Raw genomic sequence first — 22,187 nt, forward strand, 5'->3', positions numbered from 1 at the left:
CATATAGGGTCGTTCCGCGTGGCAAAAACCATCATCGAACTTAAAAATGCCGATCTGACCCTCGGCGAGGCGGCGGCCTCGGTGCATGTGCTGAAGGGCGTGAGCCTGACCGTGAACGCCGGCGAATCCGTCGGCATCGTCGGGCCGTCCGGCTCGGGAAAATCGACCCTCTTGATGGTCATGGCCGGCCTGGAGCAACTCGATCGCGGCGAGATCGTCATCGGCGGCACGGCGCTGCACCGGATGAACGAGGACGAGATCGCCGATTTCCGCGGCCGCAATATCGGTATCGTCTTCCAGTCCTTTCATCTCATCCCCAACATGACCGCGCTCGAAAACGTCGCGGTGCCGCTGGAGCTCGCCAATGTTCGCGACGCCTTCGATGTCGCGCGCCGGGAGCTCGTCGCCGTCGGGCTCGGCGAAAGGCTGACGCATTATCCGGGCCAGCTTTCCGGCGGCGAGCAGCAGCGCGTGGCGATCGCCCGGGCGCTGGCACCGTCGCCGAAACTGCTGATCGCCGACGAGCCAACCGGCAATCTCGACGCCGAGACGGGGCGTCAGATCGCCGATCTGCTCTTTGCCGAGCAGCGCGAGCGCGGCATGACGCTCATTCTGGTCACCCATGACGCCGCGCTCGCCGGGCGCTGCTCCCGGCAGGTGCGGATGCGCTCGGGCGAGATCGTTTCCGGCGCCGAGACAGCGCCGCTCGCCGAACCGCCCCGCCAGGAGGCCGCATCCGCATGAGCGTAGCCACGGCCATCCATCGCCTTCGCCCCGTGCTTGCTCTTCGCCTGGCCCTTCGGGAGATGCGCGGCGGTCTCAAGGGCTTCTACATCTTTCTCGCCTGCATCGCGCTCGGCACGGCGGCGATCGCCGGCGTCAATTCGCTGTCGCAGTCGATCAGCGCGACGATCGCCTCGCGGGGTCAGGAGATCCTTGCCGGCGATATCCGTTTCGAGCTCAACAACCGCATCGCCACCCCCGAGGAGCGCGCCTTTCTCGGCGGCTACGGCGATGTCTCCGCGTCCGCAGGCTTACGCTCCATGGCGCGCCTCCCGGACGGATCGAACCAGGCGCTGGTGGAATTGAAGGCCGTCGACGGCGCCTATCCGCTTTATGGCGCGCTCGAAAGCGAGCCGGCGAAGCCACTCGCCGAACTGCTTGCGAAGGACGGCGATGTCTTCGGCGCCGTTGCCGCACCGCTGCTCCTCGAGCGGCTCGGCGTCGCCCCGGGCGCCGAAATCCTCCTCGGCAACGCGCGGATCCGCGTCAATGCCACGATCATCCGCGAGCCGGATGCGCTGTCCGACGGTTTCGGCTTCGCGCCGCGGCTGATGGTATCGGCCGAGGCGCTTGCCGCTTCCGGCCTGGTGCAGACCGGCAGCCTCGTCGAGCACAGCTACAAGATCAGGCTCGCCGATCCGTCGCGCGTCGCCTCGATTCGGACCGAGGCCGAGACGCGCTTTCCGACCGCCGGCTGGTCGATCCGTACCAGCGGCAATGCCGCCCCGTCGCTCAACGCCAACATCACCCGCTTCTCGCAGTTCCTGACACTTGTCGGGCTGACGGCGCTGATCGTCGGCGGCGTCGGCGTCGGCAATGCGGTGCGATCCTATCTCGACGGCAAGCGCGGTGTCATCGCCACCTTCAAATGCCTCGGCGCGCCGGCCTCGCTGGTGGCGACGATCTACCTGGCGCAGATCCTGATGATTGCGGCGATCGGCATCGCCATCGGCCTCGTCTTCGGCGCCTTGATACCGTTCGTGGCTGCACAGTTCCTGGCCGACGTGCTGCCCGTTTCGACGTCCTTCGAGCTCTATCCGTCGGCGCTCGCGCTTGCGGCGCTGTTCGGCTTCATGACGGCGCTTGCCTTTGCGGTGCTGCCGCTCGGTCGGGCGCGCCGGGTGCCGGCCACCGCCCTTTTCCGCCAGCAGGGGTTCGAGCCGGCCGGTCTTCCCGCCTGGCCCTATCTCGCCGGCGCTCTCGTCTGCCTTGCGGCGCTTGCCGGTCTCGCCGTCTGGACGGCCTATGACCGCTACATCTCGCTGATCTTCCTCGGCGCGATCGCATTCGCCTTCGTCGTCCTGCGCGCCGTGGCCTTCCTCATCGGCTGGCTGGCGCGCCGCAGTCCGCGCGTCCACTCGCCGGCGCTTCGGCTGGCGATCGGCAACATCCATCGTCCCGGCGCCTTGACGCCGTCGGTGGTCCTGTCGCTCGGCCTCGGCCTCGCGCTACTGGTCACCCTCGCGCTGATCGACGGCAATCTGCGACGCGAACTGACCGGCAGCATGTCGGAACGTGCGCCAAACTTCTTCTTCGTCGACATCCAGGGGCACGAGATCGACGGCTTCAGGTCGCTGCTCGGCGGGGCCATGCCGAAAGGCAAGATCGTCGAGGTGCCGATGCTGCGCGGCCGCATCGTCGCGCTCAACGGAGAGGACGTGAACAGGCGCACCGTGCCGCCCGGCGGGCAATGGGTGCTGCGCGGCGACCGCGGCATTACCTATGCGAAGAACAAGCCGGAGAATTCGACGCTCACCGAAGGCGCCTGGTGGCCCGCGGACTATAGCGGCGAGCCGCTCGTCTCCTTCTCGGCGGAAGAGGCCGGCGAGCTCGGTCTGAAGCTCGGCGATACGGTGACCGTCAATGTGCTCGGCCGCAATATCACCGCCCGGATCGCCAATTTCCGCAATGTCGAGTGGGAGTCGCTGTCGATCAATTTCGTCATGGTCTTCTCGCCCAACACCTTCGCCGGGGCGCCGCATGCCTGGCTGGCGACGATCATCGATCCGGACGCCACGGCTGCGGAAGAGGCGGCGGTGTTGAAATCCGTCACCCACGCCTACCCGACAATCACAAGCGTCCGCGTCAAGGACGCGCTCGATATCGTCAACACGCTGCTTGGGCAGCTTGCCACGGCAATCCGTGCCGCCGCGGCAGTGGCGCTGGTCGCATCGGTGCTGGTTCTCGCCGGCGCGCTTGCGGCCGGAAACCGGGCGCGCATCCATGACGCGGTGGTGCTGAAGACCCTCGGCGCCACGCGGGGAACGCTGATCCGCGCCTTCAGCTACGAATATTTCATCCTCGGCCTCGCCACCGCCGTTTTCGCGCTCTTGGCCGGCGGTGCTGCGGCCTGGTTCGTCGTCAGCCGGATCATGACACTGCCCTCGAGTTTCCTGCCCGACGTCGCCGTCGCCACGATCGCCGTCGCCCTTGTCGTGACGGTCGGCATCGGTCTTGCCGGGACCTGGCGCGTCCTCGGGCAGAAGGCCGCTCCGGTGCTGCGCGAACTGTAGGGATGGCGATTTTACCGTTAATCACCCGTGTTTGATCGCCCAAACGCCCGGCTTTGCTCGATTCCGACCGGGTGAGGCCTTGTGCAGCGCGGCTTTCACCATCATATTTATCCACAGGCATGCTGGAGCCCCGCAGCGGCGCCTGGGCGTGCGCTGGCACAGAGAGACCCGCCGCCCGACACCGTAATTCCAACCGGGGCTTAAATGAGGAAACAATGGCTGATCTGAGAAACTACCAAACCCGAATGTCGCCCGCCGGCGCTCAGGCGGGTGCCGTGATCGATGAAGGCCTTCGTGCATACATGCTGAAGGTCTACAACCTGATGGCCCTGGGACTGGCGATGACCGGCGTTGCAGCTTACGGGACCTATGCGCTTGCCGCCTCCAATCCGGCATTCGCCCAGCTCATCTACGCCTCGCCGCTGAAGTGGGTCGTGATGCTGGCACCGCTGGCGCTGGTCTTCTTCATGAGCTTCCGCATCAACTCCATGAGCGTTTCCGCCGCACAGACGACGTTCTGGATCTACGCCGCGCTGATGGGCCTTTCGTTGTCCTCGATCTTCCTGGTCTTCACCGGGCAGAGCATCGTGCAGACGTTCTTCGTGACGGCCGCCTCGTTCGGCGCCCTGTCGCTCTATGGCTACACGACGAAGAAGGATCTGTCGGGCTTCGGCACGTTCCTGATCATGGGCCTCTTCGGCCTGATCATCGCGTCGATCGTCAACATCTTCCTCGCCTCGTCGGCACTCGGCTTTGCGATCTCGGTGATCGGCGTACTGGTCTTCGCGGGCCTCACCGCCTACGACACCCAGAAGATCAAGGAAATGTACTTCGAGGCCGATGACGTCGCGGTCGCCGGCCGCAAGGCCATCATGGGCGCGCTGACGCTCTACCTCGACTTCATCAACCTGTTCATGTTCCTGCTGCAGTTCCTGGGCAACAAGAACGAGTAGTCAGCTTGAATTGACGAAGAAGGCGGCTTCGGCCGCCTTTTTTGTTGCGCGAAATCTTGATCGGCCCGGCCGCTTCATGCGAATGCTGCGGCAGTCCCAACCACGAAAAAATCTCCCATGGCCTTCACGCTTCGCGACGCCGTCGCCACCGACCTTCCGGCAATCACCGAGATCTACCGCGAATCCGTCCTCAACGGTGTCGCGACCTACGAGGTGACGCCGCCCTCCGAGGCGGAGATGGCGCTGCGCTTCTCGACGATCACCGGCAGCGGCTATCCCTATATTGTCGCCGCGGACGAGCGGGGCAGCGTGCTCGGCTATGCCTATGCCTCGGCTTTCCGCACCCGGACCGCCTATCGGTTCCTGGTGGAGGATTCGATCTACCTGGCGCCGGAATCACGCGGCCAGGGCATCGGCAGGGCGCTGCTCGAGGAGCTCGTCAGAAGGTGCACGGCGCTTGGTTTCCGCCAGATGGTGGCGGTGATCGGCGGCGCCCACCCCTCCTCGATCGCCGTTCATCGCGCCGTCGGCTTCGAGCATCAGGGGACGATGAAGGCAACCGGCCTCAAGCATGGGCGCTGGCTGGATACCGCGATCATGCAGCTGCCGCTCGGCGAGGGAACGGATACCCTGCCGCCCGAGGGCGCCTATCCGGATACGCTTTACCGGAACTGATTGCCCCTCTCCTCAGGTCAAACCCGAGGAAGAAGGTGCCGGCAGGCGGAGGAGGGGCAAATTCCAAAGCTCACGTCTCGACGAGCTTCAGCACTTTGTCGAAGACTTTAAGGACCTGAGCCAGCTCGTGGCCGCGCTTCAGGATCGTGCCGTGGGCGTTCAGCACGCTGTAGGCACCCTGCTTGGCGGCGAGCTTAGGGTTCTTCTCGATGCGGTAGAGCGGGACTTCCCCGGCACGCTTGAACACCGAGAACACGGCACGGTCCTTCAAATGGTCGATCGCGTAGTCGCGCCATTCGCCCTCGCCGACCATGCGGCCGTAGAGTCTCAGGACGAGGTCCAGCTCACGACGGTGGAAGGTGACGGGCGGGGGATTCTTGGCTTGTTTGTATTCGTGAAAATCGACGACCACATTCGATGTGGTCTGGCCCTGGTGACTCGCTTCGCCCTCCGGAAAATCCGACTGATCGGTCATCGGCAATTCGGCCTTCTGATGTGACAGGACCATGACAGTGTGCCTGACGAGAGACGAAATGCAAGCCGGAAGCTGTTGGTAAAGGCTGGCAATTCTTGCCCTTGCCGCAATTCAGTCAAATCGCCGCCCCAATTCACCGCAAAACTCCGTCGCGCTGCCGGACAGAGTCGTTGCCACCGTATGTCCGGACAGGTCGTCATGCTGCGGGAGGTTTCCGAACGCGGACATGGCCGGTTCGGTCCGGTAACTTCGAACCCTCAGCCCCAGCCCCTCGATGCTGCCGGGCCGAACCATCCCTCCGCTCGAAATTCCGAGCGTCGCGGTCTCCTTCGCGCCTGCCCCTCATCCGGCCTGCCGGCCACCTTCTCCTACAGCGCCGCGCGTCTTATCAGACGCGCAAAGGTCGCTGTAGCACTTTGAAAGGGCCCCATCGGCTTAACTTCCCCCGCGAGCGAACTCCGCCGCCCTTGCAGCGCGGCTAAAGCTTGCCCTGCGGGCCGGCGAGAAGGGTTGCAGCGCCGATGATCGGACCGGGCGTTTCCGCGTCCTTCATCGATTGCAGCAGGATCGCGCAACCGCTGTTGCCGCGCCCCTCGATCAGCACCGAAGCGGGCAGCGTGAACTGGGCGGGCTTGCCGTCCCACATGCCGATGGTCTGGATATCCTTGACCGCGTGCCAATAGGCGATCTCTTTGCCTTTGTTTTCGCCCCTTTCGACTTTGACCTCCCTGGCCCGGTCGAAATAAACGACGACGACATTCGCCTTGCCCTCGCCGGCGCCGACCTTGATGGAGATTTCGTCGCCACCCATCGAGGCATCGACCGGCACCGCGAGCCCGCCACCGCTCGCCCCCATCGTCGCCAGGCGGGTCTTGATCGCCTCGAGGTTGGAGCCGTTCACGTGGTCGCGACCGTTCAGAACCACCTGCGGCGTGTAGACGCCGCTGCGGCCGAGCATCCGGGCATAGGCATATTGCCGCTCTGTGTTTTCCTTGGTCGCCAGCGTGTCGGCCCAGCCGAGATAGTTCCAATAGTCGACGTGATAGGAGAGAGCCACGACGTCACCCTCGTCGACCAGCTTCTTCAGGGCGGCGTCGGCCGGCGGGCAGGAGGAACAGCCCTGGCTGGTGAACAGCTCGACAACCCCCTTGATCGCCCGGTCCTTGTCCGCCGCCGCCGTGCCGCCGATGACGCCGAGAAACCCCATCGTCAGGGCCAGGCGGCGGATCATTGGCGTTGAGGCGCGTGTCATGGCTTCACTTGCGTTTGTCGGGCGGGCGTCTTCATCAGGGGAATACATTACATACGACGGCCCGGTTTCAACAGAAAGTCACGTTGGAGTGACCTGTCGCCAAATTCGGAAAACCGGCGGATAGGCGCGCCTGACGAAGCGAAAGCCCATTCCACCGGAAGGGCTGGCAACAAAAAACCGGGGCATCGGCTGATGCCCCGGCCAGATCGTTGAAGCAGAATGTGCGGAACCCTCATCCGGCCCCGGCCGATCGGCTTCAGGCCGCGAGATCGCGCAGAACCGTCTGCAGGATGCCGCCATTGTTGACGTAGGTGACCTCGTCCAGCGTGTCGATGCGGCAGATGAGCGGCACTTCCTTCACCGAACCGTCGCCATAGGTGATCCTGGCGACACGCCTTTCACGCGGCTGGACTTTGGCGAGGTTGTCGATCGTGACGACCTCGTCGCCCTTCAGGCCGAGCGAATCCCAGGTCGTGCCCTCTTCGAAGACGAAGGGAATGACGCCCATGCCGACGAGGTTCGAGCGGTGGATGCGCTCGAAGGACTGGGCGACTACGGCCTTGACGCCGAGCAGGTTGGTGCCCTTGGCAGCCCAGTCGCGCGACGAACCGTTGCCGTATTCGACGCCGGCGAAGATGACGAGCGGAATGCCCTCTTCCTTGTACTGCATCGCTGCGTCGTAGATCGACATCTCTTCCTTCGACGGATAGTGGATGGTGTAGCCACCTTCCTTGCCGTTCGGGCCGAGCATGTGGTTGCGGATGCGGATGTTGGCGAAGGTGCCGCGCATCATCACTTCATGGTTGCCGCGGCGCGTGCCGTACTGGTTGAAGTCGGCAACGGTCACGCCATGGCCGAGCAGGTAGGAGCCTGCCGGCGACGCGGCCTTGATCGAACCGGCCGGGGAAATGTGGTCGGTCGTGATCTTGTCGCCGAAGAGGCCGAGGACGCGGGCGCCCTTGATGTCGGAGATGCCCGAGCCGGACTTGCCCATGCCGACGAAATAGGGCGGGTTCTGCACATAGGTCGAGCCTTCGTCCCATGCGTAGGTCTGCCCGGCCGGAACCTGGACGGCCTGCCAGTTTTCGTCGCCCTTGAAGACGTCCGCGTATTTGGACGCGTAGAGCTCGCGGGTCACGTATTTGAAGATGAACTCCTGGATTTCCTTGGAGGTCGGCCAGATGTCCCTCAGGTAGACCGGCTTGCCGTCCTTGTCCTCGCCGATCGGATCCTTGGTCAGATCCGTCTGGACGGAGCCTGCGAGCGCATAGGCAACGACGAGCGGCGGCGAGGCGAGATAGTTTGCCTGGACGTCCGGCGAGATGCGGCCTTCGAAGTTGCGGTTGCCGGAAAGAACGCCGGCGGCGATCAGGCCCTTCTCGTTGATCGTCTTCGAGATCGGCGCCGGCAGCGGGCCGGAGTTGCCGATGCAGGTCGTGCAGCCGAAGCCGACGAGGTTGAAGCCGAGCGCGTCGAGGTCCTTCTGCAGGCCCGACTTGGCGAGGTATTCGCCGACGACCTGCGATCCCGGTGCCAGCGAGGTCTTGACCCAAGGCTTGGTCTTCAGGCCCTTGGCGACGGCGTTGCGGGCCAGCAGGCCGGCTGCGATCAGCACCGACGGGTTCGAGGTGTTGGTGCAGGAGGTGATTGCCGCGATCGCGACGTCGCCATGGCCGAGGTCGAAATCCGTGCCTTCGACCGCATAGCGGTTGGAAAGCTGGCCGGGCTTCTTGTAGTCGTTCTCGAGCGCTGTGGCGAAACCGGAAGCGATGTTTTCCAGCGCAATGCGGCCTTCCGGGCGCTTCGGACCGGCCATCGACGGCACGACGTCGCCGAGATCGAGTTCCAGCGTGTCGGTGAAGACGAGGTCCGAACCGTCGCCTTCGCGCCACATGCCTTGAGCCTTGGAATAGGCCTCGACGAGCGCGATGCGGCTCTCTTCACGGCCGGACATGGTGAGATAGTTGATCGTCTCGGCATCGACCGGGAAGAAGCCGCAGGTGGCGCCGTATTCCGGACCCATGTTGCCAATGGTGGCCCGGTCGGCAAGCGTCATGTTGTCGAGGCCGGGGCCGAAGAATTCGACGAACTTCGAAACGACACCCTTCTTGCGCAGCATCTGGACGACGGTCAGCACCAAGTCGGTTGCCGTCACGCCTTCCTTGAGCTTGCCGGTGAGCTTGAAGCCGATGACTTCCGGCAAGAGCATCGAGACCGGCTGACCAAGCATCGCGGCTTCGGCTTCGATGCCGCCGACACCCCAGCCGAGCACGCCGAGGCCGTTGATCATCGTGGTGTGGCTGTCGGTGCCGACGCAGGTATCCGGATAGGCGGTGATTTCGCCGTTCTCTTCGCGGGTCCAGACCGTCTGGCCGAGATATTCGAGGTTGACCTGGTGACAGATGCCGGTGCCGGGCGGCACGACGCGGAAGTTCTTGAAGGCCTGCTGGCCCCACTTCAGGAAGCGGTAGCGCTCGCCGTTGCGCTGGTATTCGAGCTCGACGTTCTTGGCAAAGGCAGTGGGCGTGCCGAATTCGTCGACGATGACCGAGTGGTCGATGACGAGGTCGACCGGCACGAGCGGGTTGATCTTTTCCGGGTCGCCGCCGAGCGAAACCATCGCATCGCGCATCGCCGCGAGGTCGACGACAGCCGGAACGCCGGTGAAGTCCTGCATCAGAACGCGTGCCGGACGGTAGGCGATCTCATTTTCCGCAGTGCCCTTGTCGCTGAGCCATGCGGCGACGTTTTCGATGTCCTTCCTGGTGACCGAGCGGCCGTCCTCGTTGCGCAGCAGGTTTTCCAGCAGCACCTTCATCGAATAGGGAAGCTTGGAGACACCGGCGAGGCCGTTCGCTTCCGCTTTCGGCAGGCTGTAATAGACATAGTCCACGCCATTGACGGTGAGCGTGGAGCGACAATTGAAACTGTCTAGGGATTTGGACACTGGAATTACCCCGTTCCGTCTGATCGCCAAAAACTGACGTACGAACGCCCGAGCGCCTGTGAGGCGCGAAATGGGATGCGGGTGCGGCCATTTCCGCTGTCCGTACGTGGAATGTCATTCCATGTTCGGCGCTTGGATAAAATTCACGCCGACCGCTGGCGTGTTGGCCGCCTTATAGATAATTTCTCGAAATCGTGCCAGACCAACCAAGGTCCAATCGGAACTTTTTTTGCTCTGCGGAAAAGAGCGTCAAGGAAAGCTTGAAATTGATGCGCCTGCTGGTTGAGGGTTTGAGTGCGAGGCGAGGCGAAGACTTGATTTTCCACGATATTTCCTTTTCGCTTGCGGGTGGGGAAGCGCTGGTGGTGACCGGGCCGAACGGCTCGGGAAAGTCGACCCTGCTGCGTGTCCTGGCGGGTCTCCTGCAGGCCGAATCGGGGCGGATATCCCTCGCCGACGGACCCTCCGGCTTCGCGCATCCGCATGAGCTCAGCCACTATCTCGGTCACCGCAATGCGATGAAGCGGGAACTGACCGTCGAGGAAAATCTTTCCTTCTGGCAGCGATTTCTCGGCAATTCACCGGGCGGCTCCGCTAGCGATCTCGCGACCGCCGCCGCGGCCGTCGGTCTTGCCGGCATCACCCATCTGCCCTTCGGCTATCTCTCCGCCGGGCAACAGCGACGCATGGCCATGGCGAAGCTTCTCGTCGCCTACCGGCCGATCTGGATTCTCGACGAGCCGACCGCGGCTCTCGATGCCGGCGCGGACAGGCTCTTTGCCGGACTGGTCACGAACCATCTCGAGCGCGGTGGCATCGTCATTGCCGCCACCCACCAATCGCTGGGAATTGGACAGGCGAAGACTTTGCAGATGACGGGGTTCGTGCATTGATCGCCCTCTTCTTCCGAGACCTGAAGCTTTCGGTGCGCGCCGGCGGCGGTGCGATGATCGGCGTGCTCTTCTTCATGACGGTCGTCTCGGTCATCCCCTTCGGTGTCGGTCCGGATCTCAACCTGCTCTCCCGCATCGGCCCGGCGATCCTATGGATCGGCGCGCTGCTCGCCTCGCTTCTCGGCCTGGACCGGCTTTTCCAGGCGGAGCGCGAAGACGGCTCGCTCGATCTCATGCTGATGCACGAGACGCCGCTGATCCTCACGGTTTTCGTCAAATGCGCCGCCCATTGGGCCGCCACCGGCCTGCCGCTGGTCGTCGCCTCGCCGTTTCTCGGCCTCTTCATGAACATGGACGAACTCGCCATCGGCGCCACCGTGCTGACGCTGCTTGCCGGGACGCCGGCGATCACCTTCATCGGCGCGGTCGGCGCCGCCGTCGCCGTGGCGCTGCCACGCGGCGGGCTGCTCGTCTCGATTCTTGTGCTGCCGATCGCCCTCCCCGTGCTGATCTTCGGGGTCAGCGCGGTCTATGCGGCGGTCGAAGACCCTGCCCCCTTCCTGCCGCCTTTCATGATATTGATGGCGCTAACCCTGTTCTTCGCGGTCGTCGGGCCGGTGGCGGCGGCTGCGGCGCTGAGACATTCGGCCGACTGAAGCGTGTCGTGTTCGGACGGGATCTGTGCGTCGCGCTTCGCGTCCTTGTTTTATGCATGCGTTGTCTCAAAACCGCGGCATTGACGCAATTGTGATTGACCGGGGTCAATTGCGGAAGACGGCCTTCCGCGTTAAAGAGCCGTCATGAGCGAAAACAGCCTGGCCATCCGCAAATTCAGCGATCTCGCCAACCCGACCCGGTTCCTGGCGCTCGCCGATCGCGTGCTGCCGTGGCTTTCCGCTTTCACCGTTCTCGCCTTCGCCGCCGGGCTCTGGCTGTCCTTCACCACCGAAGGCGATTACCAGCAGGGCGAGACGGTGCGCATCATGTACGTGCACGTGCCTGCCGCATGGCTGTCGATGATGTGCTACACGGTGATGGCGATCTCGGCGCTCGGCACGCTGGTGTGGCGCCATCCGCTCGCCGATGTTTCGGGCAAGGCGGCGGCACCGATCGGCGCCTCATTCACCTTCCTGGCGCTCGTCACCGGTTCGCTGTGGGGCAAGCCGATGTGGGGCACCTGGTGGGTGTGGGACGCGCGGCTGACCTCCGTCTTCGTGCTGTTCCTCATGTATCTCGGGCTGATGGCGCTGAACCGCGCCATGGAGGATCCGGCCCGCTCCGCACGCGTCTCGGCGGTGCTGGTGCTGGTCGGCTTCGTCAATATCCCGATCATCAAGTTCTCGGTCGAATGGTGGAACACGCTGCACCAGCCGGCAAGCGTCGTGCGCCTCGACGGGCCGACCATCGATCCGGAATTCCTCTGGCCGCTGATTGTCATGGCGGCCGGCTTCACTCTTCTGTTCTTCACGCTGCACATCGCCGCCATGCGCAACGAGATCTGGCGCCGCCGGGTGACGTCGCTCCGCCGCCAGGCGGCCCGCAATGCCGGCCGGGAGACGCTCGCGCCATGACGAGCCATGCAGCCTATGTCTTTGCCAGCTATGCCGTGGCCTTCGCCATCGTCGCGGGGCTGGCCCTCTGGGTCATCGGCGACGGCCGCGCCCGGCGGCGGGAATTGAAGGCGCTCGAGGCCGCCGGCATTCGCCGCCGTTCGGCGGAAATGCCAAACGGAGCGGGCAAATGACGAGCACACCCGCGCCGCAGCCGGACGAGCGCAGGCCCGGTGCCCTGCGCTATCTCTTCGCGGCGCTTCCGCTTCTGATCTTCGCGGCGCTGGCGCTGATCTTCTGGAGCCAGCTGAATTCCGGCCGGGATATCAGCGAAATTCCCTCGGCTCTGATCGGCACCAAGGCGCCGAAGCTCGATCTGCCGCCGCTCGAAGGCGCCACGACGCCTTCCGGCCAGCCGATGCCGGCGCTCACCGATGCGGCCGTCAAGGGCAGGCTGACGCTCGTCAACGTCTGGGCGTCCTGGTGCGTGCCCTGCCGGCAGGAGCATCCGATCATCCTCGAACTGTCCAAGGACCCGCGGTTGACCATTGTCGGCATCAACTACAAGGACCGCAACGACAACGCGCTCCGGTTCCTCGGTGAACTCGGCAATCCGTTCTCCGCGGTCGGCATCGATCCGAACGGCAAGGCGGCGATCGACTGGGGCGTCTACGGCATCCCGGAATCCTTCCTCGTCGGCGCCGACGGCACGATCCTCTACAAGCGCGCCGGGCCGTTCGACGAAAAGACCTTGAAGGAAGGGCTGCTGCCGGCGATCGAGAAGGCGCTGGCGGGGTCGTAGGTGGGGTTGCCACCTTCTCCCCGCGCGCGGGGCGAAGGGGACTCGTGGCGCCCGCTCATCCTCGTCGAACCGCCTGCGGGAAGGTAACGGAAACGCGGCTTCCCCTTCCAACGCCTTGCGTTAAGAGGGCGTTCGGCGTTTCCGCGAAGTCCCTTCTCCCCGCCTGCGGGGAGAAGGTCGCGGCAGCGGGATGAGGGGAATATTCGGACGACCGCTAAAGCCCCGCCTGCCACGCCTTCACCGCATCCAGCGGCCAGACCAGCATCAGCACGTTGAGTGTCAGGTTGTCGCGGATCAGCCAGCCGGTGAAGAGCTCGAGGACGATCGCGATCGTGACGGTCAACGCCACCGGCAGCCGTGAGGCCAGCAGGAAGCCGGCGGCCATGGCGAGCGTGTCCATGGTGGAATTCAGGATGCTGTCGCCGAAATAGTCGAGCGAGATCGTCGCCGAGCGGTAGCGATTGATCACCATCGGCGTGTTCTCGGCGATTTCCCAGGCCGACTCGATGACGGTCGCGAGCAACAGGCGGGCGCTCAAGGGCCTGCCGCGCAGCAGCAGGAAGCCGAGGCCGTAGAACAGGAAGCCGTGGATGATGTGCGACGGCGTGTACCAGTCGGAAATGTGCTGCGAGTTGCCGCTCGAATTGACGGCGCCCTCCCAGAGTTTCACGTAACCGCATTCGCAGATCCACAGCCGTCCCATCAGGTACTGCGTCAGGATCTGGATCGCGACGACGCCGAGGCAGGCGACCAGCCAGATCCAGGCGCGCTGTCTGTTGTCGTCGGTACCGGCGGCAATCGTCACTCGGCACTCTCCTGTTCCAGCGAGTGCTTCATGATCAGCGGCATCTGGGCAAGCGTGAAGAGAATGGTGATCGGCATCGTTCCCCAGACCTTGAAGGCGACCCAGAAGTCGGTCGAGAAGGAGCGCCAGACGATCTCGTTCAGGACGGCAAGGAACAGGAAGAACACGCCCCAGCGGATTGTCAGCTTGCGCCAGCCGTCTTCGTCGAGCTTGAAGGCGGCGTGGAAGACATAGCCGAGCAGCGATTTGCCGAACAGGAGCCCGCCGAGCAGGATCGCGCCGAACAGCGTATTGACGATGGTCGGCTTCATCTTGATGAAGGTATCGTTCTGCAGCCACAGCGTCAGCGCCCCGAAGACGAAGACGACGATGCCGGAGACGAGCGGCATCATCGGCAGGGTGCGCGTCATGATCCAGGAGACGATCAGCGCCGCGGCCGTCGCCGCCATGAACAGGCCGGTGGCAATGAAGATCGGACCGCCGAGCTCGGCTAGCACGGGAAAACGCGCAGCCAGCCAGTCGCCGCGCGAATTGGCGAAGAAGAAAACCATGAGCGGCCCGAGCTCCAGCACGAGCTTCAGGAGCGGGCTTACCTCCGTCCGGGGCTTCTCGGCCTCGATTGTCGACATGTGCGGATCCTGTTCTGTCATATCACCTTGCTGGAGCGGGACGCGGGCGGAAAACCGCTTCACACTTTTCCTCGTCCCGCTCTCTGGCCGCTCATAACACCAGCATTGCGGCAAAACCATATCAACCGGCGTTGCCGCCGCAAGCTTCGCGTTTCTTGATCAGCCGGCGGCGACGCCGGCGATCGCCTCGGCAAAATCCTTCGCCTCGAAGGGTTCGAGATCGTCCACTCCTTCGCCGACGCCAATGAAATAGACCGGCAGCTTGTGCTTGGCGGAGATCGCCACCAGGATGCCGCCGCGCGCCGTGCCGTCGAGCTTGGTCATGATCAGCCCGCTGACGCCTGCGACATTGCGGAAGATCTCGACCTGCTGCAGCGCATTCTGCCCGGTCGTCGCATCGAGCGTCTGCAGGACGGTGTGCGGCGCATCGGGATCGAGCTTGCCGAGGACGCGGACGATCTTCTCGAGCTCGGCCATCAGCTCGGCCTTGTTCTGCAGCCGACCGGCCGTGTCGATGATCAGCACGTCCGATTTCTTTTCGCGGGCGAGCTGGTAGGCCTCATAGGCAAGACCCGCGGCGTCGGCGCCGAGCTTCGAGGCGACGATGTCGGACTTCGTCCGTTCTGCCCATATCTTCAACTGCTCGATCGCCGCGGCGCGGAACGTGTCGCCGGCCGCGAGCATCACCTTCAGCCCGGCGCCGGAAAGCTTGGCGGCAAGCTTGCCGATCGTCGTCGTCTTGCCGGTGCCGTTGACGCCGACGACAAGGATCACATGCGGCTTGTGGCTGAGGTCGAGTTCAAGCGGCTTGGCGACCGGCGCCAGTACCTTGCTGATTTCGCCGGCCATGATGCGCGAGACATCCTCGCCGGTCACGTCCTTGCCGTAGCGCTCGGAGGCGAGCGTGTCGGTGATGCGCATTGCCGTCTCGACGCCGAGGTCCGCCTGGATCAACAGGTCTTCCAGATCCTGCAGCGTCGCCTCATCGAGCTTGCGCTTGGTGAAGAGGCTGGCGATCTGGCCGGTGAGCTGCGATGAGGTACGGGCGAGGCCGCGGCGCAGCCGCTGGTACCAGGAAAGCTGCGGCTGGGGGACAAGCGCTGCTTCCTTGGGACGCTTGTCGGAGGCGGCGAAGCCTTTGGGGAGTGCGGGTGCGGCTTCGTCGCGGAGCGCGGCCTGGTCCGTGGAGGGGGCACCCCCCTCTGCCCTGCCGGGCATCTCCCCCACAAGGGGGGAGAGTGGATGGGGCGCGCTCTGGTCGTCTATCGCGGCGCTTTCGTCGACTTCTTCGCCAGGGGTATCAACCTCATCCGGGGCGGGCTCGCCTGTCGGCGCAATTTCGTCTGCACCACCGGCCTCTGCCGCCTCGACGACGGCCCCCTCGTCCGCAGGGGGTGCCTCGGCCGCCATCGGCTCCCCCCCCTTGTGGGGGAGATGTCCCGAAGGGGCAGAGCGGGGTATCGCAGCTTCACCGGCAAACGGAGCGTCTCCGGAAGGGGCTTCACCCCCCTCTGCCCTGCCGGGCATCTCCCCCACAAGGGGGGAGATTGGATGGGGCGGCCGCTCGTCTTCGATGGCAAAGCTCTCGCCAGCAGCGATGTCGGCACTCACCCCAGAGGCTTCATCAACAGTACCGCTTTCATCCGGCGCGTCAGCGGATGGCGCGATCTCGTCCGCACCAGCCTTCGCCTCGTCGATGGCAGTCCGATCATCCTCGGCGCTCGTCGAAGGGATAACCGGGGCCTCCGGCGCCACCTCTTGCGGCGACACGGGTTTCTCTTCGACGGTGTCCTTGCCGAAGGAAAAGATCTTCTTGATGAAACCAATCGCCATGGGAATGTCCGGGTGTCAGGCCGCAGCCATCTGTTTTCGTTGCATCGCCAGATGCTTGCCATCGTGGCCGGAGATCGTCACCTCCAGCAGCGAGCGCGGCTCGAGGCCGGCGGCATCGACGAGCGTGAAGTTTTCCGTGTGCGCCAGGCCGTTCATCTCGACGAGAATCGTCTGCTTGCCGCCGACCATGCGGTCGAGATGGGCAGCGTAGAGTTCTGCCCCCCGCGCGCGCAGTCGCGCGGCGCGGTCCTTGACGAGCGCGCGGTCGAGCTGCGGCATGCGGGCGGCCGGCGTGCCGGGGCGGGGGCTATAGGGGAAGACGTGCAGATGGGCGATGCCGCAGTCCTCGGCAAGGCGCGCGGCGTTTTCGAACATCTCTTCCGTTTCGGTCGGAAAGCCGGCGATCATGTCGGCGCCGAAGCTGATCTCGGGCCTTAAGGCGCGTACCTCGTCGCAGAAGGCACGGGCGTCGGCGCTCGAATGCCGCCTTTTCATGCGCTTCAGGATCAGGTCGTCGCCGTGTTGCAGCGACAGATGCAGATGCGGCATAAAACGCGGCTCGTCGGCGATGAGGTCGAGGAGATGCCTGTCCGCCTCAATGCTGTCGATCGAGGAAAGGCGCAGGCGCAGGATTTCCGGAATCTGCTTCAGCAACGTCCTGGCGAGCAGCCCGAGCGTCGGCGTTCCGGGAAGATCGGCGCCGTAGCTCGTCGCGTCGACGCCAGTCAGCACGATCTCGCGATAGCCGCCTTCGACCAAGCGCCGCGCCTGGTCGACGACGGCGCCCATCGGCACTGAGCGGGAATTGCCTCGGCCATACGGGATGATGCAGAAGGTGCAGCGGTGATCGCAGCCGTTCTGCACCTGGATGAAGGCGCGCACGTGGCCGTCGATGTGCTTGATCATCTGCGGCGCGGTGGCGCGCACGCTCATGATGTCGTTGACGCGCAGCTTCTCCTCGGCCGAGAGGCCGAAATCCGGCAGCGAACGATAGGAGGCGCTTTTGAGCTTCTCCTCATTGCCGAGCACGGCATCCACTTCGGCCATTTCGGCGAAGGTCTTCTTCTCCGTCTGGGCGGCGCAGCCGGTGACGATGATGCGGGCGTGCGGATTGGCGCGGCGTGCGCGGCGGATCGCCTGGCGCGCCTGGCGCACCGCCTCCGCGGTGACGGCGCAGGTGTTGACGAGGATGGCGTTGTTCAGCCCCGCCTTCTCGGCCTCCGCCCGCATCACTTCCGATTCATAGGTGTTGAGGCGGCAGCCGAAGGTTATGACCTCGACGCCGCTCAAAGCGCTCGCGCTCCGTTTGCGCCGGTGGTGACATGGTCGCGCTGATAGGCGCCGGTGGCGGGATCAAGCGTGCCCGACCATTCCCATTCGGCCGGCCCCGTCATGATGACGTGGTCGTCCCGCTCGCGCCATTCGATCTTCAGCGGCCCGCCCGGCACGTTCACCGTCACGGTCCGATCCGTGCGGCCGGTCCTGGCGCCGCTGACCGCGGCGGCACAGGCGGCGGAGCCGCAGGCAAGCGTCAGCCCGGCGCCGCGCTCCCAGGTCCTGAGGTCCATCTCCTCACGCGAACGGACACGGGCGATCGAGATGTTGGCGCGCTCGGGAAAGATCGGATGATTTTCGAGCAGCGGCCCGAAGCGCTCGAGCTCGTAGCTCCAGACGTCGTTTTCCACCCAGAAGATCGCATGCGGATTGCCCATCGAGGCGACCGAGGGCGAATGCAGCACCGGATCGTCGATCGGCCCGATCTGCAGCTCGATCCGCCGCGTATCATGGAATTCCTCGGCGAGCGGGATCTCGTTCCAGCCGAAGCGCGGGGCTCCCATGTCGACCGAGATCGTGCCGTCGTCATGCTCCTTCGCCTCGAGCAGGCCGGCGACCGTGTGGAAGAGAAAAGCCTTCTTGCCGGTTTCGGCCGCAAGCGCCTGGACGACACAGCGGGTGCCGTTGCCGCAGGCCTGCGCCATCGAGCCGTCGCAATTGACGATGTCGATCCAGGCATCGGTGCCGGCGGCCCTCGGATCGTGGATCGCCATGATCTGGTCGAACGCGGTCGCCGGATCGGCATTGAGCGCGATCGCCGCCGCAGGCGTGACGCGATCCTTGCGGCCGCGCATATCGACGACCAGGATCTTGTTTCCAAGCCCGTTCATCCTGGCAAATTGCACGTGATCGGCCATGTCGCGATTGTCCAAACTCGGCTCTCGACCCCGGGGGCCGTTCATTCGGGCTGTATATGGCGGAAAAGCCCGGAAATTACCAGTGCTGCATTATTCCGCCGAGGCGGGAATGTCGAAGACTTCGCCGGGCCTCAGCGGCCGGAAGCGGCCTGGCTCGATGCCGGCCTTGTCGAGTGCGGCCTCCAGCGCCCTCAATGGCTCCTCGATGCCCTCGTCCGTCAAACGGAACGTTCCCCAATGGTGTCCCGCCACGTGTTCGGCGCCGCAGGCGAGCATGCCCATGACCGCCTCTTCCGGATTCTGGTGGTGGCTTTCCATGAACCAGCGCGGCTCGTAACAGCCGAAAGGCAGGTTGGCGAGGCGGAACGGGCCATGCTTGTCGCGGGCGGCGCGATAGTTGATGCCGCCGTGGAAGCCGGTGTCGCCGACATGGTAGATCTTGCCGGCCGGGGTCTCGATGACGAAGGCGGCCCAGAGCGCCATCCGCCTGTCGCGGGTGCCGCGGGCCGACCAATGGTGGCAAGGCTCCGCGTGGATGACGACGCCGTCGTCGATCTCGATCCGCTCGCCCCAATCGAGAACGGCGATCTCCGCATCCGGAACGGCGCGGCGGATGATCGTGTCGTTGCCGAGCGGCGTTGCGATCAGCGGCGCGTGCTCGGCATGCAGCGTGCCGATTGTTTCGACATCGAGATGGTCGTAGTGATTGTGGGTGACGAGGACGACGTCGATCGGCGGCAGGTCGTCCATGTGAATGCCCGGCGCATTATGCCGATGCGGCCCGGCAAAGGCGAAAGGGCTCACCCGATGCGACCAGACCGGATCGGTGAGGATGTTCAGGCCGGCCACCTGGATCAGGAGCGTCGCGTGCCCGATCATGGTCACCCGCAGCCGGTCGCCGTCGACATTGAGTTCGGGCCGGACCTCGACGAAGGGGCTTTCGTAGTATCTCGGCCACCGCACGCGCTTGCCGCGCAGCTGCCAGCGCAACAGGTCGGCAAAGCCGCGCGGCGCCATGCCGCCGGGATTGAAGAAGCGAACGCCGTCGAAATGATCCGAAACGGGTCCGTTGTAGTAGCGATTGCCGCCTTTGCCCATTGCCGTCCCAAGCTGTCCGATTGCCTTGATGCCGAAAAGATAGGCGCTCCGGCGCCCGATCACAGTGTGGAGGCAAAATCCGTTAAGAATTTCTTGAGAATGACAACTCGATTGCTACCATGCGGTCATGCTTGCCCGATTCGACAGACAGGAACGGCTCTACAAAGCCATCAAACTCGTCAGGCCCGTGCATCTCAACGTCAGCAGGACAGTCGAGAAGATGCTCGAGGGCGCGGGAATCAGCGTTGTCGAGCGCGCCGTGCTGGAACTCCTGTGCGAGGAGCCGCTGACGGTGCCGGAGGCGGCCAGGCGGCTGTCGATGAAGCGCCAGTTCGTCCAGCGCGTCGCCGCCGGCCTGATCGAGAAAGGGCTGGTCGAGAAGAAACCGAATCCGGAACACCGGCGGGCCTATTTCTGCGCACCGAGCCCGGCCGGCAGGGATCTCTTCAACGCCGTCCATCAGCGCGAGCTTGAAATGCTGCATTCGGTCCTCGGCGATATCAATCAGACCGAAGTGGTCGTGGCACTCAGAGTCATGGCACGGATCGACGCCGCCTTCGAGACGCTCGCCCGACAGGTGAGCGAAGGAGCTTGACGCGGCCTTTCCTCGTCGCGCAAGGTTCTCCCCTAACTTGACTTTTCGGTCGCCTTGCTGTTTATCACGGCAAATTCCTTCGCAAGTGATGACTTCGAAGCCGCCGACCGGGCCCCGCAAGGTATAAAGAGAGCCCGGAGGTCAACACCCGACAGCGCGTTGCGCCCTCGGGTGGTTTTTGGCTTTGCGCCTTGTTTTCCGCGCGAGGGTACCCAAGTTTTCGGCGAGTCTGAAGCGAACCGGAAACCAGAAGGAAGAGAGAATGTTCGAGAGCCTCCAGGACCGTCTTGGTTCCATATTGAATGGACTGACCGGCCGCGGCGCCCTGTCGGAAGCTGACGTTTCCGCGGCGCTTCGGGAGGTTCGCCGTGCGCTGCTCGAAGCGGACGTCGCGCTCGACGTCGTGCGCGGCTTCACCGAAAAGGTCCGCGAGAAGGCGGTCGGCGCCGAAATCCTGAAATCGATCAAGCCCGGCCAGATGGTCGTCAAGATCGTCCATGACGAGCTTATCGCCATGCTTGGCTCCGAGGGCGTGACGATCGACCTCAACGCGCCGGCTCCCGTCGTCGTCATGATGGTCGGCCTGCAGGGCTCGGGCAAGACGACGACCACCGGCAAGATCGCCAAGCGGCTGACGACGCGCGACAAGAAAAAGGTCCTGATGGCCTCGCTCGATACGCGCCGCCCGGCCGCGCAGGAGCAGTTGCGCCAGCTGGGCGTGCAGACCGGCGTCGATACGCTGCCGATCATCGCCGGCCAGTCGCCGACGGATATCGCCGCGCGCGCCGTGCAGGCCGCCAAGCTCGGCGGCCATGACATCGTCATCCTCGACACCGCCGGCCGCACCCATATCGACGAGCCGCTGATGATCGAGATGGCGGAGATCAAGCGGAAGTCCAATCCGCATGAGATCCTGCTCGTCGCCGATGCGCTGACCGGCCAGGATGCCGTCAACCTCGCCCGCAACTTCGACGACCGCGTCGGCATCACCGGCCTGGTGCTGACCCGCATGGACGGCGACGGCCGCGGCGGTGCGGCGCTCTCCATGCGCGCCGTCACCGGCAAGCCGATCAAGCTGATCGGCGTCGGCGAGAAGATGGACGAGCTTGAGGAGTTCCATCCCCGCCGCGTCGCCGACCGCATCCTCGGCATGGGCGACATCATCTCGCTGGTCGAGAAGGCGGCGGAAAACATCGACGCCGAAAAGGCGGCCGCCATGGCCGCCAAGATGGCCAAGGGCAAGTTCGACCTCAACGATCTCGCCGACCAGTTGCGCCAGATGCAGAAGATGGGCGGCATGGGTGGCATTATGGGGCTGATGCCCGGCATGGCCGGCATGAAGGACAAGATCGCCGCCGCCGGCCTCGACGACAGTCTTTTCAAGCGTCAGCTCGCCATCATCTCCTCGATGACCAAGGCCGAGCGTGCCAATCCGGATCTGCTCAAGCATTCGCGCAAGAAGCGCATCGCCAGCGGCTCCGGCACCGATGCCGCCGACATCAACAAGCTTCTGAAGATGCACCGCCAGATGGCGGACATGATGAAGATGATGGGCGGCAAGGGCAAAGGCGGCATGATGAAGCAGATGATGGGCGGCCTTGCCAGCAAGATGGGCCTTGGCGGCCTGGGCGGCGGCATGCCGGATCTGTCGAAGATGGACCCGAAGCAGCTGGAAGCCTTGCAGAAGCAGGCGGAGGCCGCCGGTCTCGGCAGGCCCGGCAGTCTTCCGGGTCTCGGCGGCGGTGGCTTGGGCGGTGCCAAGCTGCCTGGCCTCGGCGGCGGTTTCCCTGGCCTTCCCGGCTTGCCTAAGAAGAAGTGAGGCCTAAGAAGAAATGAGGATCGCGACGGATGCTTGATCCCGAGATCAAAGAGGAATTGGCGAGCTACCGGCAGTCGATCGACAATATCGATGCCGCGCTCGTCCACATGCTGGCTGAACGCTTCCGCTGCACCAAGGCGGTCGGTGTTCTCAAAGCCAAGCACAAACTGCCGCCGGCCGATCCGGCGCGCGAAGAATACCAGATCGAACGCCTTCGCCATTTGGCCAAGGACGCCAATCTGGACCCGGATTTCGCCGAGAAGTTCCTGAACTTCATCATCAAGGAAGTCATCCGGCATCATGAAGCCATCGCCGCCGATCGCTCGCAGCCCGCGGGCAGCGCCGGCACCACCCGTTCCGCTTGAACGAAGCG

At 64.4% G+C, this 22,187-nt stretch carries 21 protein-coding genes; 12 read left to right on the plus strand and 9 right to left on the minus strand.

The window, feature by feature from the left end; translation table 11 throughout:
* Nucleotides 1-18: 18 nt before the first annotated feature.
* From RHIBR816_RS0107675 to RHIBR816_RS0107690, 4 genes are all read left to right on the plus strand, one after another.
* Nucleotides 19-744: an ABC transporter ATP-binding protein gene (locus RHIBR816_RS0107675; protein ID WP_018235944.1), complete on the plus strand. Its 726-nt coding sequence runs from the start codon at nucleotides 19-21 to the stop codon at nucleotides 742-744.
* Entirely contained in the window at nucleotides 741-3,296 is a 2,556-nt protein-coding gene (locus RHIBR816_RS0107680; protein ID WP_018235945.1) for an ABC transporter permease, read from the plus strand. Before RHIBR816_RS0107675 ends, RHIBR816_RS0107680 begins: the two co-directional genes overlap by 4 nt.
* A gap of 215 nt (nucleotides 3,297-3,511) precedes the next feature.
* Nucleotides 3,512-4,249 carry a Bax inhibitor-1/YccA family protein gene (locus RHIBR816_RS0107685; protein WP_026186742.1) on the plus strand — a complete coding sequence of 246 codons (738 nt, stop codon included), beginning with the start codon at nucleotides 3,512-3,514 and terminating at the stop codon, nucleotides 4,247-4,249.
* Between the two features lie 117 nt (nucleotides 4,250-4,366).
* The gene (locus tag RHIBR816_RS0107690; protein ID WP_018235947.1) at nucleotides 4,367-4,924 is read left to right on the plus strand and encodes a GNAT family N-acetyltransferase; all 558 of its coding nucleotides are present in this window, start codon (nucleotides 4,367-4,369) and stop codon (nucleotides 4,922-4,924) included.
* 70 nt (nucleotides 4,925-4,994) lie between these two features.
* Here RHIBR816_RS0107690 and RHIBR816_RS0107695 read toward each other — a convergent pair whose 3' ends face one another.
* The 3 genes from RHIBR816_RS0107695 to acnA all read right to left on the minus strand — a co-directional run bounded on the left by RHIBR816_RS0107695 (nucleotide 4,995) and on the right by acnA (nucleotide 9,598).
* Nucleotides 4,995-5,399: a DUF2794 domain-containing protein gene (locus tag RHIBR816_RS0107695; RefSeq protein ID WP_034816054.1), complete on the minus strand. Its 405-nt coding sequence runs from the start codon at nucleotides 5,397-5,399 to the stop codon at nucleotides 4,995-4,997.
* A 478-nt stretch (nucleotides 5,400-5,877) separates the two neighbouring features.
* Nucleotides 5,878-6,651 carry a thioredoxin family protein gene (locus tag RHIBR816_RS0107700; protein ID WP_026186744.1) on the minus strand — a complete coding sequence of 258 codons (774 nt, stop codon included), beginning with the start codon at nucleotides 6,649-6,651 and terminating at the stop codon, nucleotides 5,878-5,880.
* Nucleotides 6,652-6,907: 256 nt separating this feature from the next.
* Nucleotides 6,908-9,598, minus strand: a complete 2,691-nt coding sequence (gene acnA / locus RHIBR816_RS0107705) for an aconitate hydratase AcnA (RefSeq protein ID WP_018235951.1) — start codon at nucleotides 9,596-9,598, stop codon at nucleotides 6,908-6,910.
* A 269-nt stretch (nucleotides 9,599-9,867) separates the two neighbouring features.
* On the opposite strand from acnA, the gene ccmA reads away from it, so the two are divergent.
* From ccmA to RHIBR816_RS0107730, 5 genes are all read left to right on the plus strand, one after another.
* Nucleotides 9,868-10,491, plus strand: a complete 624-nt coding sequence (gene ccmA, locus RHIBR816_RS0107710; RefSeq protein ID WP_018235952.1) for a heme ABC exporter ATP-binding protein CcmA — start codon at nucleotides 9,868-9,870, stop codon at nucleotides 10,489-10,491.
* Nucleotides 10,488-11,147: a heme exporter protein CcmB gene (gene ccmB, locus RHIBR816_RS0107715; RefSeq protein ID WP_018235953.1), complete on the plus strand. Its 660-nt coding sequence runs from the start codon at nucleotides 10,488-10,490 to the stop codon at nucleotides 11,145-11,147. Before ccmA ends, ccmB begins: the two co-directional genes overlap by 4 nt.
* A 144-nt stretch (nucleotides 11,148-11,291) precedes the next feature.
* The gene (locus tag RHIBR816_RS0107720) at nucleotides 11,292-12,062 is read left to right on the plus strand and encodes a heme ABC transporter permease (RefSeq protein WP_018235954.1); all 771 of its coding nucleotides are present in this window, start codon (nucleotides 11,292-11,294) and stop codon (nucleotides 12,060-12,062) included.
* Nucleotides 12,059-12,235, plus strand: a complete 177-nt coding sequence (ccmD, locus tag RHIBR816_RS0107725) for a heme exporter protein CcmD (RefSeq protein ID WP_018235955.1) — start codon at nucleotides 12,059-12,061, stop codon at nucleotides 12,233-12,235. The genes RHIBR816_RS0107720 and ccmD overlap by 4 nt, the downstream gene beginning before the upstream one ends.
* Nucleotides 12,232-12,843: a DsbE family thiol:disulfide interchange protein gene (locus tag RHIBR816_RS0107730; RefSeq protein WP_018235956.1), complete on the plus strand. Its 612-nt coding sequence runs from the start codon at nucleotides 12,232-12,234 to the stop codon at nucleotides 12,841-12,843. The genes ccmD and RHIBR816_RS0107730 overlap by 4 nt, the downstream gene beginning before the upstream one ends.
* Before the next feature lie 214 nt (nucleotides 12,844-13,057).
* Here the strand turns inward: RHIBR816_RS0107730 and RHIBR816_RS0107735 are convergent, their stop codons facing one another.
* The 6 genes from RHIBR816_RS0107735 to RHIBR816_RS0107760 form a co-directional block, all read right to left on the minus strand.
* Nucleotides 13,058-13,648 (minus strand): DUF2585 domain-containing protein, encoded by a 591-nt coding sequence (locus RHIBR816_RS0107735; protein ID WP_018235957.1) that lies wholly within the window; start codon nucleotides 13,646-13,648, stop codon nucleotides 13,058-13,060.
* Complete coding sequence (locus tag RHIBR816_RS0107740; RefSeq protein ID WP_026186745.1) at nucleotides 13,645-14,277, minus strand: septation protein A; 633 nt, start codon at nucleotides 14,275-14,277, stop codon at nucleotides 13,645-13,647. The genes RHIBR816_RS0107735 and RHIBR816_RS0107740 overlap by 4 nt, the downstream gene beginning before the upstream one ends.
* A 159-nt stretch (nucleotides 14,278-14,436) precedes the next feature.
* Nucleotides 14,437-16,110 (minus strand): signal recognition particle-docking protein FtsY, encoded by a 1,674-nt coding sequence (gene ftsY / locus RHIBR816_RS0107745; protein WP_018235959.1) that lies wholly within the window; start codon nucleotides 16,108-16,110, stop codon nucleotides 14,437-14,439.
* Nucleotides 16,111-16,125: 15 nt separating this feature from the next.
* The gene (mtaB, locus tag RHIBR816_RS0107750) at nucleotides 16,126-17,400 is read right to left on the minus strand and encodes a tRNA (N(6)-L-threonylcarbamoyladenosine(37)-C(2))-methylthiotransferase MtaB (RefSeq protein ID WP_018235960.1); all 1,275 of its coding nucleotides are present in this window, start codon (nucleotides 17,398-17,400) and stop codon (nucleotides 16,126-16,128) included.
* Entirely contained in the window at nucleotides 17,397-18,302 is a 906-nt protein-coding gene (gene dapF / locus RHIBR816_RS0107755) for a diaminopimelate epimerase (protein ID WP_198294136.1), read from the minus strand. Before dapF ends, mtaB begins: the two co-directional genes overlap by 4 nt.
* Nucleotides 18,303-18,392: 90 nt before the next feature.
* On the minus strand, nucleotides 18,393-19,400 hold the full coding sequence (locus tag RHIBR816_RS0107760) for an MBL fold metallo-hydrolase (RefSeq protein WP_026186746.1): 1,008 nt from the start codon (nucleotides 19,398-19,400) through the stop codon (nucleotides 18,393-18,395).
* Between the two features lie 127 nt (nucleotides 19,401-19,527).
* Here RHIBR816_RS0107760 and RHIBR816_RS0107765 point away from each other — a divergent pair, with 127 nt between their 5' ends.
* From RHIBR816_RS0107765 to RHIBR816_RS0107775, 3 genes are all read left to right on the plus strand, one after another.
* Nucleotides 19,528-19,995: a MarR family winged helix-turn-helix transcriptional regulator gene (locus RHIBR816_RS0107765; RefSeq protein WP_018235963.1), complete on the plus strand. Its 468-nt coding sequence runs from the start codon at nucleotides 19,528-19,530 to the stop codon at nucleotides 19,993-19,995.
* Nucleotides 19,996-20,257: 262 nt separating this feature from the next.
* Nucleotides 20,258-21,814 carry a signal recognition particle protein gene (ffh, locus tag RHIBR816_RS0107770; protein WP_018235964.1) on the plus strand — a complete coding sequence of 519 codons (1,557 nt, stop codon included), beginning with the start codon at nucleotides 20,258-20,260 and terminating at the stop codon, nucleotides 21,812-21,814.
* A 29-nt stretch (nucleotides 21,815-21,843) separates the two neighbouring features.
* Nucleotides 21,844-22,179 carry a chorismate mutase gene (locus RHIBR816_RS0107775; RefSeq protein WP_018235965.1) on the plus strand — a complete coding sequence of 112 codons (336 nt, stop codon included), beginning with the start codon at nucleotides 21,844-21,846 and terminating at the stop codon, nucleotides 22,177-22,179.
* Nucleotides 22,180-22,187: the final 8 nt, after the last annotated feature.

Origin of the sequence: Ensifer sp. BR816, from assembly GCF_000378985.1 — a bacterium.
Classification (GTDB): Bacteria; Pseudomonadota; Alphaproteobacteria; order Rhizobiales; family Rhizobiaceae; genus Sinorhizobium.